We start from the raw sequence: 12,580 nt of genomic DNA on the forward strand, positions 1-12,580 counted from the left end.
AAGTAGCGCGTTTACCAGTAGTAAATACAGGATAAATCAACTTGTCGGTTATGCCTCGTTCCTCAGACCGGGTGGCCGGAGCCATGACAGCAAGAGCCGACGACTTTCACGACCGTGTACTTATGTAGGACTTTCGCTTACAGGGTAAAAATGGCAACTTCAGCCGATGTGCTAACCAATAGATCACACGCCTTAGCTGATGCAGACAAGACAACTACCCTCGTTCGCTTTACGACTGGTTGCTTGCAGAAAATGAGTACGGTACGTTGAACGGTTTGATTGATAACCCTGACCGGCGTACATTGGCTGCGTGTTGTGTGCCAGCGCACCAGGGGGCACGTCAGTTAACAAACCCTCCCTTCGTAAGGCTGCATTCATCCCTGGCTATCATCAACGATTGACGAACAAACCCAATCCGGCACTGACGCTCCCAAAGCAGCTCGCTCAGTGTCATCGTCAAACAGGCACTTTGATCTCCATTGATACGTATGAACCAACTTTCTTCAGAACATAACATTTTAGACCTGTTTCGGCTCCACGGACAAACGGCCCTGGTGATCGGAGGGAACCGGGGACTCGGTCTAGCGATGGGACAGGCACTGGCCGGAGCGGGGGCTAACCTGGTCATTGCCGCTCGTGATGAAGCAATCAACCATGAGGCCGTAGAAATGCTTCGCGCACGCTATGCCATCGAATGTATCAGCACCAAGTGTGATATAACGGATGAGAACAGCGTTAAGGCTGCGGTAAGCCAGAGCGTCGATCACTTTGGTAAGATTGATGTCCTGATCAACTCGGCGGGGATCAACATACGGGGGGGGATTGAGGAACTCTCCCTCGATGAGTTTACCCGCGTACAGCAGGTGAACGTCACCGGTACCTGGTTGGCCTGTCGTCAGGTGGTGCCGATCATGAAGCAGCACGGCTACGGCCGCATCATCAATATGGGGTCGATGCTGGCGTTGATCGCCCTTCCTGACCGAACGCCTTACGCCACCAGTAAAGGGGCTATTCTGCAACTGACTCGCGCGTTAGCCCTGGAAGTTGCCCAGACGGGTATCACCGTCAACGCCATCTTACCCGGTCCCTTCGCTACCGAGATCAATCTACCCCTGCTAAACGACCCTGACAAGTACCAGGCCTTCATCAACAAAATTCCCCTGGGACGCTGGGGCGAATTGCACGAAATTGGGGGCATCGCCCTTTACCTGGCCAGCCGGGCCTCTAGTTACGTGACAGGGGCTGGTTTTTCAATCGACGGTGGTTGGGTCGCTCAGTAACCAAAGGGTTTAGTCATGATTCCTTCCGATATGTACCGGTACGATGAAGCCCCCGGTTCGTAGACGGTGCTGACGGTTGGTCAGATGCCGGATACGAACCGGACAAGTAGCCGTCGACACCGGATAGCGTTGCCTCACGACTCCTCGTTTACGTACTGCCGCCAATTGTGCTGCTCCCGGAATCCCAGTACCTCCCGGATTTTACGATTGGAAAACAGCGCTTCGTGCTCCCCCAATTCGCGCGTAATGGGTACCCCTGGAAAGAATCGGCTGGCCAGTTCCTGGCTGGGAATAATGGCCCCGTTGTGATCGTTTCCTGCGTTAAAAACCTGGTAGCCAAGGCCGTCTTTTTGCAGACACAGATCTACAATCTGGCCCAGATCACGCGCATCGATGTAACAAAAAACATTCCGTCGTCGCACGTCAGGGTGAGCAAAATAATGGGGAAACAACTCGGCGTACTCGTGGGGCTCGATCACATTGCCGATCCGCAACGCGTAGATATCAATACCCGACCGGCGCTGAAAGCTGCGCGCCGTTTTCTCGTTGACTACCTTAGATAAACCGTAGCTATCCATGGGATCAACATCGTAGTCTTCCTCGAGTGGCAAGACATGGGGGCTGGTCTGGCCATACGAAAAACAGATGCCATAGGTGGTCTCCGAGGAGGCAATGACAATCTTGTTGATGCCTAACTTGACGGCTGCTTCGATGACATTGTAGGTGCCAATCGTGTTAACCCGAAACGTTTCATTATCGGGTTTGAGCAGAATCCTGGGTACGGCCGCGAAATGAACGACCGCATCAAATTTAGGTACGCCCTGACCGAGATCCAGTTCGTCTAAGCTGGCATACGACGTCATGGCGTTGAACACCTGCCCCGAATCGGTAATATCAGCGATGAGATTATTGACCCCCGGGTGAGTCAACGGAGTTAGGTCAACATTCAGTACGGTATGGCCCTGATCGAGCAGGTACGGTACTACGTGCTTTCCAGCTTTTCCTGATCCCCCGGTAAACAATATTCGTTTTTTAGTCATGCGCATGGGACAAATTATAGTACGATGTGCCGCCCCTGCCCGCTGACAGTCGGCGACTTCTTAAACACGTTGCTATTCGTGGTAGTATGCTGGTTATTAATTAGTCAACCCCAGTAGTTGTCTGAGTTCTTTGACCAAGCTACTGTGCGCTAGTGGCCAGTAGCCGTTTAGGAATTGCCTTTCCAGATCTAGAATTCAGCTACCCCCTCAGTCGCAGCTTACGAAGGCAGAGAACGGGTAGTGCCCTACTGGGATACGGTCAATGTCGGCTGAAAGGACGAGTGCGCTCGTTGCGAAACCGGTTGATTGCCGTGACCGGGTCACGGCAATCAACCAGTCATTATCGCTGGAATTTCCAGTAATGCATAATCCCGTATTCAGCCCGGCTCCAAAGCTGCATCAACGCATTCTGCCTACCGCTTTGGGGTTCGTGGACGAACGAGTAAGCTTACCGGATTTCACCCAAAAGAAAGCTTAAGGCTGGCCTTTCCCGCCTGCCGCTCCGTAAACCTGCCCCGTCGCGTAACTAGCATCGCTGGCTGCTAATTGGACATAAATCGAGGCTAACTCGGCTGGCTGGCCGGGCCGCCCCAGCGGTGTATCCCCGCCAAAGCTTTTGAGCTTCTCTGCGGTTGCCCCACCGCTGGGCTGCAACGGTGTCCAGATGGGACCCGGTGCTACGCCATTGACGCGAATCCCTTTGGGGCCGAGTTGCTTAGCCAATGACTTCACGAAATTCATCGTAGCCGCCTTTGTCTGGGCATAGTCATAAAGATTAGCCGAGGGATCATAGGCCTGCTCGGAGGTCGTGCCAATAATGGCTGAGCCAGCGGGCATGTGCGGCAGGGCGGCTTTAATGATCCAGAATGGTGCGTAGATGTTGGTTTTTATGGTGGCGTCAAAATCCTCCGAAGTGATATCTAAAATCGATTCACGAGCTTGCTGACGCGCAGCGTTGCTGACTAAAATATCCAGGCCACCCAGGCCCTTCACTGCTTCGTCGACTAGCCGTTTGCAGAACGCTTCGTCACGGATATCGCCAGGAATCGCAATGGCTTTTCTGCCTTCTTTTTTGATCAGCTCAATGACTTCTTTGGCGTCAGCTTCTTCCGCGGGCAGGTAATTGATGGCTACGTCAGCTCCTTCGCGCGCATACGCAATGGCTGCTGCCCGGCCCATGCCCGAATCGCCACCCGTGATCAAGGCTTTGCGCCCGGCCAATCGACCTGAACCCTTATAGCTGGTCTCCCCGTGATCGGGTCGAGGATTCATTTTACTGACCAGGCCGGGCCAGGGTTGCATCGGGGTATTGAAGGGAGGTTTGGGATAGTTGGTGGTCGGATCGACCAGAATTGGCGCAGCGCTGGACGTGTCGGAGTCTGGGGTTGCCAATACCGGGGCTGCTAGCATCGAAGCGGCTAAACCACTGCCAATTCCGCCAATAACTTGGCGTCGGCTTAATTGATTGTCATTCATTAGAAAGTATTGTTGAGTACGTTAAACAAACGATTCTATAGTCGAGACAGAATCGTTTGTTTAACAGCGAGTACCACGTTAAGGTTACGTTTTTTAGCCTGTAGTTGCCAACTGGGTCGTTTCTTCTAGGTACCCTTCCGCGACAGACCAGGAGTCGTAGGCCAAAAATGAAGACAAACGATCGTTAAGGGATCGTTCAGTATACTATAAACTAACGTGAACTATAAGATTGATGTACTGATAAAAGGGAATATGTAGAAGCGTTCTTAATGGATAGGGCGCTCAACCAGCCGGAGTTTGGCTACTACGGGATTACGCGTTGAGGGCTGGCTAAACTGGTTGGCGCAAAGATTTGCAGGGGCGCATTGTTGCGGGCAACCAGCCAGCGCGGGCCGTTTGCAGTCTTGATCAATTTTATGTCCCGTACTTCGCCCGTCAATACAAAACCGGTTTTGTCCGATGTAAGCGCTGCAAACGGTGCCTGAGCGTTCGGATTCGCCGTCTGATTGCGGAGCACCAGGCCATAATCGGCGTCGTACCGTCCCTGGTACGTACTCACTCCGTAGAAGTTGCCTCCCGCCAGCAGATCAGTTTTCCCGTCGTTGTCAACGTCAGTCATGGCAAAGGAGAATAGTTTCGATACTTGGGCCATTATGGGCAGGGGCCTGACCACGAACTGACCATTCTGGTTGTCGAGGTACACCGACGCAACCTGATTGACTACGTGTTTTTCGGCGTCATCCAGCTCGCCCGCGTCGAAAATCTCCTCAACCGTTTTACCGGCGATTTTCTGGTAATTCGTGAATTTACGATTGATGATCCCCGGCATCTGTTTGCTTAGTTCGTCCTTGAAGGCGACCGGGTACCACTTCGAGTCACCGTCTTCATCGGTTCGCTTGTACGCCAGAATGTGGTCAACCGTTTGGTTCCCGTCAAGATCCTTAACCCACATCGCCAGTTCGGGCGCTGACTCCTTGTTAAACTTGCTGTTCAATCCCAGATTGCCGGCTACCAGATCCAGGTCACCGTCGCCATCAAAATCAGCCGCCGTTACGCACTGCCAGAAGCCGGTGAGGGCTGCGTCCGGACCGGCTACGTCAGCACGTGGTACCAGCTTGCCGCCCTGGTTGTTGAAAATCCGAATAGGCATCCAGTCGCCTACTACGACCAGATCCGGGCGTTTGTCTTTGTCCAGGTCCGCCCAGACGGCGTCGGTGACCATACCCGCCCGGCGGAGTTCCGGGGCAAGCTGGTCAGTTCTGTCGCTGAAGCGGCCCCGACCATCGTTGATCAGCAGGTAGGAGCGGGGGCTCCTGCCGTACGCCTGGGCTTGGACCCGCCCGCCGACGAACAGGTCCAGGTCGCCATCCCCGTCAACATCGCCGGCACGAACGCAGCTTTTGTTGTCGTACATAGGCGGCAGGCCCGTTGAGCGGCTGAACTGTCCTTTGCCGTCGTTAAGGTATAGCCGATCAAGAAGCTGGAGGGCCTGACCGGAGAACTCGTTTCCTCCGGATACGACGTATAAATCGAGGTCTTTATCACCATCGGCGTCAAAGAAGAGCGCATCGACGTCTTCGCTCAGCGAGTCGGCTACAAAAGCTGGCTGCTTCGACGGGCGAAATTGTCCGTTAGGTTGCTGTATCTGCAACACCCCGGTCTGCCACTTGCCACCACCGGCGTAAAAATCCTCCAGCCCATCGCCATTTACGTCGCCGACGGCAAGTTTGGGGCCTTCCGTCGAGACCTTGAAGGGCATCAGCGACTCCCGGAAGAAATCGTAATAATCGGTGTTCTCCCGATGGGTATATGCCGTCGGGTATTGATCCGTTACCTCGGTGAACAGGGTGGGCGTTTGTGGGGTGAATTGGTACCGACTGGCATCAAGCGTTGCCTGCGCCTGCTGTAGAACGAGCTGCTGGTTCGTCTTAACGTTGGTGCGAACTTCCATCCGCTGGTTAGGCCAGATAACGATCAGGGAATCGATAAGCTGTTGGTTTCCCAGACCAAACGTCAGCACCGGCTCAACCGACGATTCGAAACCACGGGTGGGCATCAGCTGCTGTAACTGAAGACCATTCTTGGTTTTTAGAATCACTTTGGCGCCCACGCCGAACGCATTCGGCTTGCTGCCCTGCAAGCTGACCCGCACGTAATGGTTGTCCGGGAATAGTTCGTTCGTATGATTCAGATAAACACCACCCGGCTCATTCATGTCGTTGGTGATCAGGTCCAGGTCCCCGTCATTGTCCAGGTCAGCGTAGGTTGCCCCGTTCGAAATACTCGACTGATCGAAGCCCCAATCCAGCGACTTATCCTCGAACTGAAGATTGGGCGTCCCCCGGTAAAGGTAATTGTGGACCTTGCCTTCGGGCATAAGCCCAATCGCCTTGTCGCTTACGGACTGGGACGTGCTCATGGCCATCTGAACCGAATCATTCATCACGTACTTAATGTAATCCAGGTTGTTCGGCCGACGCGGAATACCATTCGCGATAAACAAATCTTTGATACCATCATTGTCGTAATCGGCCAGCAGGGGCGACCAGCTCCAGTCGGTAGCGGCCACACCCGCCATGGCGCCTACGTCGATGAAGCGTTTTCCGCTCATATTCAGCTGTAGGCAGTTGCGGCTGTACTGGTTCATGTACCCGTACGACAGTTTGTAGAGATAAATATCAAGCAGATCTTCGCCCTGCGATGATTTTTCCACCGTTTCGTCGGCCGGGTACATATCCAGCGTCATCACATCGGGGAATCCGTCGTTGTTGACGTCACCGATGTCATTTCCCATCGAAAAGCGGCTAACGTGGGCGAACGCATTCTGAGCCTGCTCCGTGAACGTAGGGCCGCTCGTCTGTTTGCCGCCCTTATTGACGTAGTAATAATCGTTCTCGTGAAAATCGTTGGAAACGTAAATGTCCTCCCAGCCATCGTTGTTCAGGTCGGCCACGGATATGCCCAGGCCGTAGCCCATAGCCGCGCCGTAAATACCGGCCTGCTCACTGATGTCCTTAAACTTGACCGACTTCGCTGTTGTCGACTGCCCGGTTGAGACAAGCGGATTCTCGAACAGGTAATCGCCCGATTCCGGCTGGCGGGTGGTTCGCGTGGCAGCCCGGTCGTAGCTGCGCGAGGTATGAACGGCGTGATTGAGCAGAAAGCAGTCCAGGTCCCCATCGTGATCGTAATCAAAAAAAGCGGCCTGCGTGGAAAAACCGGTAAAATCTAGCCCATACTCCGCAGCTTTCTCGCTGAACGTAGGCCGTCCGTCCGGGCCATTGCCATTGTTGATGTAGAGTTCGTTATTGCCTTCCAGCCCTTTGTAGTTGCCGACCGCGCAGACGTAAATATCCAGGAGTCCGTCGCCGTTGACGTCGGCCATTGTAACACCCGTCTGCCAGTCCGAAAAGCCAGCCACGCCCGCCTGTTCGGTAATGTCCTCAAACTTCGGAGCCTGCCCCGGTTCGGTTTTGTTCAGGTACAGCCGGTTCTGACCCTGATTCGATACGAAGTACAGATCCGGTTTGCCGTCATTATTAACATCCCCCGCCGAGACGCCCCCACCATTGTAGAAGTACAGGTATTCCAGGATATTTAACTTGGTGGTACCGGTCACCTGATTGACGAACGAGACGCCCGTTTGGGTAGAGTCCAGCTTCGTGAATAAGGTAGGTCCGGTCTTTTTGGTACAGGAAAGGCAGGCACTAAGAACAACTGAAAGGAGTACGCCTGAAAAAATTGACTTCATTATCTACGAATATACGATGGGAATCGGTCAGGGCTTTCGGGGGGCGAAAATCTGAGCCGGTGCATTATTTTTTGCCAGTACAAACTGGCCCTGGGCCAGCCGTTTCAACCGACGAACCTGCCCGCTGGATACGAACCCGGACGTTTTTGCGGGCATGGTGGTAAACTGTCCGTTACCCAGGCCTTGCAACACGAGGCCATAGCTGGCGTCGTACCGGCCTAGCTCTGGCAAGACGTCATAAAAATTGCCCGCCAGCAACAAATCAGGCTTGCCGTCGCTGTTGACGTCGCTTAGCTCGATGCCACAAACCGGCGACAACTGTGCTTCCAATGGTAACGGTCTGACAGTCAGGCTACCCTTGCCGGTGTTAAGTAGAACGACGGATTCAGCCAGATTTGCCTGTCGTATTACGGCGCTACGTAACTGGGTCTCGTCGAGCAGTTGGTCGAGTGGTTTCCCGGCGTAGTCCGTGTATTTGACGTACTTTTTCTTGATACCCGGCATCTGCTTCTGAAACTCCTGCTTCAGTAGCATCGGGTATAATTTTCCGGTTTCGTCGGCGCAGTTGATGATCTGTTCAATAGTACCGTTCTGGTCGAAGTCGGCCGTATACAGTTCTGCCGGAGTTGTTTGCGTGGCTTTGATACGGCTGTTGGTGCCCAGGTTACCCAGGATCAGGTCCACATCACCGTCGTTATCGACGTCGCCTGCCTTGATGCAGTTCCACCAGCCGCTCGTTTTCAGTGGGGTATTGGTCTGGCTTGTGATTGCCTGTTCGTGACGTAACACAAGTTTGCCCCGCTGATTATCGAAAACCATAATGGGCATCCAGTCGCCGACAACGATCAGTTCGGGGAACGTATCGGCGTTCAGATCGGCCCAGACGGCACTGGTTACCATGCCCAGCTGAGTCGCCTGGGGCAGGTATCGTTTGGTGTAGTTTTTGAAAACGCCCGTCCCATCGTTGACCAGCAGGTAACTGGACGGGGCATAGCCGTACTGACCCGGAATCATCCGGGAGCCGACAAACAGGTCAAGGTCGCCGTCGTGGTCAAAGTCGGCGGCTGTTACGCAGGAGCCACTGGCCGCCAGACTGGGGAGCCGCGTGTCCCGGCTGAAGGTGCCACGTCCATCGTTGACATAAAGTCGATCCTGCAATTCGTCGGCTTCGGGGGCAAATTCGTTGCTACCCGACACAACGTACAGATCCTGGTCGCCGTCCTTGTCCGCGTCGAAGAACAGCGCATCGACCGCTTCGTACTGCCGGTCCTGTTGCATCGCGAGTGGCGTTTTGTCGACAAACCGACCGTCAGCCTGCTGAATCATCAGTTTATGCGGCTTCCCGGCCGCACTACCGAAAAATACGTCGTCCAGTCCGTCGCCGTTGACGTCGCCAACGGCCAGCGCGGGCCCTTGCGTCGACAGCATCTGCTTTAGCAATGGATCACGGTTATAATCGATGAACGCACTTTCCTGATGTGTATAGATTAGTCCACTGCGCGTCGTTACGTCGGTAAGCAGCGGTGAGGCCTGGTATTGAGCGGCCGTCCAGGTTGCGGTGGCGTCCTGCTGGCGGAGCGTCAACAGCTGGTTGGCCTTTGGTTGTCGAATCGTCTGCGTACGATCGTCGGGCCAGACAACCACCACCGAATCAATACGGGACTGTTTACCCAAACCAAACAGAAGCGACAGATCCACCGACGATTGAAAGCCCCGGTTCGGCATTTGCTGGAGACGCTGCTGGCGCGGATTACCGCTCGAATCCGGTCCGTAGACGTAGACGCTGGCCCCGATGGCGTTACGATTCTTCTGCGTTCCGATCAGGTTCACTTTCAAGTAATTTACGTCTGTTTTCTCCCGCGACAGGTTTTTGTAAACAGCCACCGGGCCGTTGACATTGTTGACGATCAGGTCCAGATCCCCGTCGTTATCCAGATCGCCGTAGGCCGCCCCGTTGGAAAAGTCAGGTTCGCCAAGTCCCCAATCTACTGCTTTGTTGACAAACTGCAGATTACCGGTATTGCGAAACGCGTAGTTGGGGACGGGTTCGGATGGGGCCTGATCCAGAAACTTTTTCGGGTCTAGGGTTCCCTGCCTGGCAATCTGAATCATGTTTTCGCGGTCGGCCAGGAAGCTAACGAAATCCTGATTGGTCAGGTCTTTGGCGATGCCGTTGGCCACGAAAATGTCTTTCTGCCCATCATTGTCCATGTCGAAAATCAGCGCACCCCAGCTCCAGTCGGTGGCATGTACGCCGGCAAAACGGGCTACATCACTGAACATTGGCATAGCTGATTTGCCACCCGCTCGCGCCGAGCTGCCCCGGTTCAGGTGCAGCATATTCTGCATGTACTGATAATGAAAGTCGCGCCCGAGCTTGAGCTGAAACAGGTCATAGCTTTCAAAAGTCGACGTTAGTTTCAACCGCCGGTCGTTACCGGGCAGCATGTCCGTTACGAAAATATCGAGTTGCCCATCGTTGTTGACGTCGGCAATATCGGCGCCCATCGACGACAGGCTGATGTGCGGCATCGACTCCTTAACGGCTTCCTGGAACGTACCGTCGTGGTTGTTGAGGTATAGGTAATCGCGCTCGTAAAAGTCGTTGGAGATATAAACGTCCGGCCAGTTATCGTCGTTAACGTCGCCGATCGTTATACCCAGCCCAAAGCCAATCAGACTACCGTAAATACCGGCCTGCTCACTGACATCGGTGAAGCGATTGCCGTCGTTGCGAAACAGTTTGTGTCCACCCAGCGAATCGCGTTCGTTCCGGATATTGGCGTATTGCAGGCGCGAGACGGGAATGAAACTGTTGTTGAGCAGGTACATATCCAGGTCGCCATCCCGGTCGTAGTCGAAGAAAGCCGCGTGCGTGGAATAGCCCCGGTCGTCCAGGCCGTACTCGCGGGCTTTCTCCGTAAACGTAAGGTCTCCGTTGTTGATGTACAGTTCGTTAGCTCGGTCGTCGCCGGGACGGATACCGGCATTACAGACGTACAGATCAAGCAAGCCGTCGCCGTTAACGTCGGCGAAGGTAGCGCCCGTGCTCCAGGCCCGTTTGCCGCCAACGCTGGCCTTTGCGGTAATGTCGTCAAACTGCATGGGTGCCGTTCCCTGCTTGCCTTTGTTGAGGTACAGTTTGTTGTCGCCCATATTGGCGATCAGAAAGACATCGGCGTAGCCATCGTTGTTAACGTCGCCGATGGCGACCCCGCCCCCGTTGTAGAAGTTGCGGTAATTGAAAATGTTGAATTCTTTATCGTCGGTTACGGTGTTGGTAAACGAAATGTTTGTTACGTCGGCTGATAATTTTTCGAAGAGCCTGCCTTCCGTATTCGGATCGGTCTGGCAACCGATGAGACTGTAAAGCAGCAGGATTAATAAGCGGACACGCATGGAAATCTGTTTCCTGGTAATAAAACAGACTTGATAGGCAGAAATACCCATCAAGTCTGTCTGATAAAACGTAAGCGAAGATAGCGTTAGTACCCCGGATTCTGTTTCAGCAGGGGATTACTTGACAACTGCGTGGCCGGAATGGGGAATACCCGGCGGCTGGGGTCACGGCTGACCAGTTCGAAGGGCGTATTGAAGTTTTCGGACTTGGTTGTCCAGTTGCCTTCCCATTTCCCAAACCGGATCAGGTCGCTCCGACGCCAGCCTTCCCAGGTCAGCTCCCGACCCCGCTCAGCCAGTACATCGTCCAGTGTCAACGCTGTCGCTGCCGCCAGCCCCGCCCGTAGCCGTACCGGATTCAGCGACGTCAGCGCCGTAGCCGTGTTGCCCAACCGTAGCGAAGCCTCGGCCTTCAAAAGCAGTACGTCGGCATAACGCAGAATTGCCCAGTCGTTATCCGCATTATTACCAGGAAGGTTTGACTGAACCTGGTACTTGATCAGCCGGACACCTTCGTTCTGGGCTGCTTTTTCAATGGAGTTGATCTTGGGCGTAAAGTTCAGCGTCTTGTTGGTTTCGCCCGTTACCGCATCGTTGTAAATGATCGGACTACCATTTTTATCCGTCTGAACACCCTGAAGCCACTGGTTCTTCCGTACGTCGTTGCTGGCGAACGTACCGTAGAAATCAGCGTAGGTCGCGTAGCCATTCCAGGGGCTGTCGGCCCCCAGGCTGTACTTCGCCTTGAACGTGGGGTGCAGCGTCTCCATCGTCAGGTTATTACCGGTGGCGTAGTTTTTATCGAAAACGCCGACGATGATATTCTCCACGTTGGCACCATTGCTCTGGTTGTTCGTCGCGAACAGGGCAAAAAAGTCGCTGTTCAGCTTGTACCCGAGCTTGGTAACCGCGTCGCAGGCCGTTATGCAATCCTGCCAGCGGGCCGTTCCGGTATACACTTCAGCGTTGATGTACAGTTTAGCCAGCAGCGCCTGAGCCGCTCCCTGGGTCATCCGGCCGTACGTTTCGGTACTGATGTCGGCTCTCAGGTCGGGCAGGGCGGCTTTCAGTTCGCTTTCAATGAACGTAAACACATCCTTTCGCTCACTTTGCGCCACGCTGCCCGCCGGGCTGGATTCGGTAATGATGGGGACCCGGCCGAAGAAATCGCAGAGGACGTAATAATACCAGGCCCGCAGCGTACGCAGTTCGGCCACGGTCGTCGTTTTACCAGGAATGGTCAGCGTACTGGCGTTCAGGTAGGAGAGGTACAGGTTTGTCTGAGCAATACCCGTGTAGGCATAGTTCCAGGCATCATTGATCTGCGGGGGCGTTACCGACGAGAAATCATGCCGCGCAAACTTTTGCCACCGGCCATCGTCGAACCAGTCGGGTCCGCGCGTCGGCACGACCATTTCGTCGGAAGCCGCTTCGTTGCAGGTCCGTACGGAGTTGATGGCATATCGAAGCTGACCGTATGCGGAGCCAACGATCGAGTTCAGTTCGTCGGCCGACGCCGGAAATTTGTCGGCCGATGCCTGGTTAAAGACCTGCGAATCCAGCCCGGTGCAGGCCTGGCCGACAAGGGCAATGCCAAGTAAACTGGCAACAACGGAATTTTTCATACAGATTAA

The 12,580-nt window shown here is 54.4% G+C and carries 6 protein-coding genes; 1 reads left to right on the forward strand and 5 read right to left on the reverse strand.

Annotated features, from left to right (window positions below; all coding sequences use genetic code 11):
- The first annotated feature begins 488 nt into the window (after window positions 1–488).
- Window positions 489–1,280, forward strand: coding sequence for an SDR family NAD(P)-dependent oxidoreductase (locus HU175_RS09245; RefSeq protein ID WP_176566319.1), 792 nt, complete (start codon window positions 489–491; stop codon window positions 1,278–1,280).
- A gap of 134 nt (window positions 1,281–1,414) precedes the next feature.
- Here the strand turns inward: HU175_RS09245 and HU175_RS09250 are convergent, their stop codons facing one another.
- The 5 genes from HU175_RS09250 to HU175_RS09270 all read right to left on the reverse strand — a co-directional run bounded on the left by HU175_RS09250 (window position 1,415) and on the right by HU175_RS09270 (window position 12,571).
- Window positions 1,415–2,320: an NAD-dependent epimerase/dehydratase family protein gene (locus HU175_RS09250; protein ID WP_176569172.1), complete on the reverse strand. Its 906-nt coding sequence runs from the start codon at window positions 2,318–2,320 to the stop codon at window positions 1,415–1,417.
- Window positions 2,321–2,794: 474 nt separating this feature from the next.
- Window positions 2,795–3,796 (reverse strand): SDR family oxidoreductase, encoded by a 1,002-nt coding sequence (locus HU175_RS09255; protein ID WP_176566320.1) that lies wholly within the window; start codon window positions 3,794–3,796, stop codon window positions 2,795–2,797.
- Between the two features lie 304 nt (window positions 3,797–4,100).
- Window positions 4,101–7,547 (reverse strand): VCBS repeat-containing protein, encoded by a 3,447-nt coding sequence (locus HU175_RS09260; RefSeq protein WP_176566321.1) that lies wholly within the window; start codon window positions 7,545–7,547, stop codon window positions 4,101–4,103.
- Window positions 7,548–7,574: 27 nt separating this feature from the next.
- Window positions 7,575–10,946, reverse strand: coding sequence for a VCBS repeat-containing protein (locus tag HU175_RS09265; protein WP_176566322.1), 3,372 nt, complete (start codon window positions 10,944–10,946; stop codon window positions 7,575–7,577).
- 86 nt (window positions 10,947–11,032) lie between these two features.
- Window positions 11,033–12,571 (reverse strand): RagB/SusD family nutrient uptake outer membrane protein, encoded by a 1,539-nt coding sequence (locus tag HU175_RS09270; RefSeq protein ID WP_176566323.1) that lies wholly within the window; start codon window positions 12,569–12,571, stop codon window positions 11,033–11,035.
- Between the last annotated feature and the right edge of the window lie 9 nt (window positions 12,572–12,580).

The sequence above is a fragment of the Spirosoma sp. KUDC1026 genome (assembly GCF_013375035.1).
Taxonomy (GTDB): domain Bacteria; phylum Bacteroidota; class Bacteroidia; order Cytophagales; family Spirosomataceae; genus Spirosoma.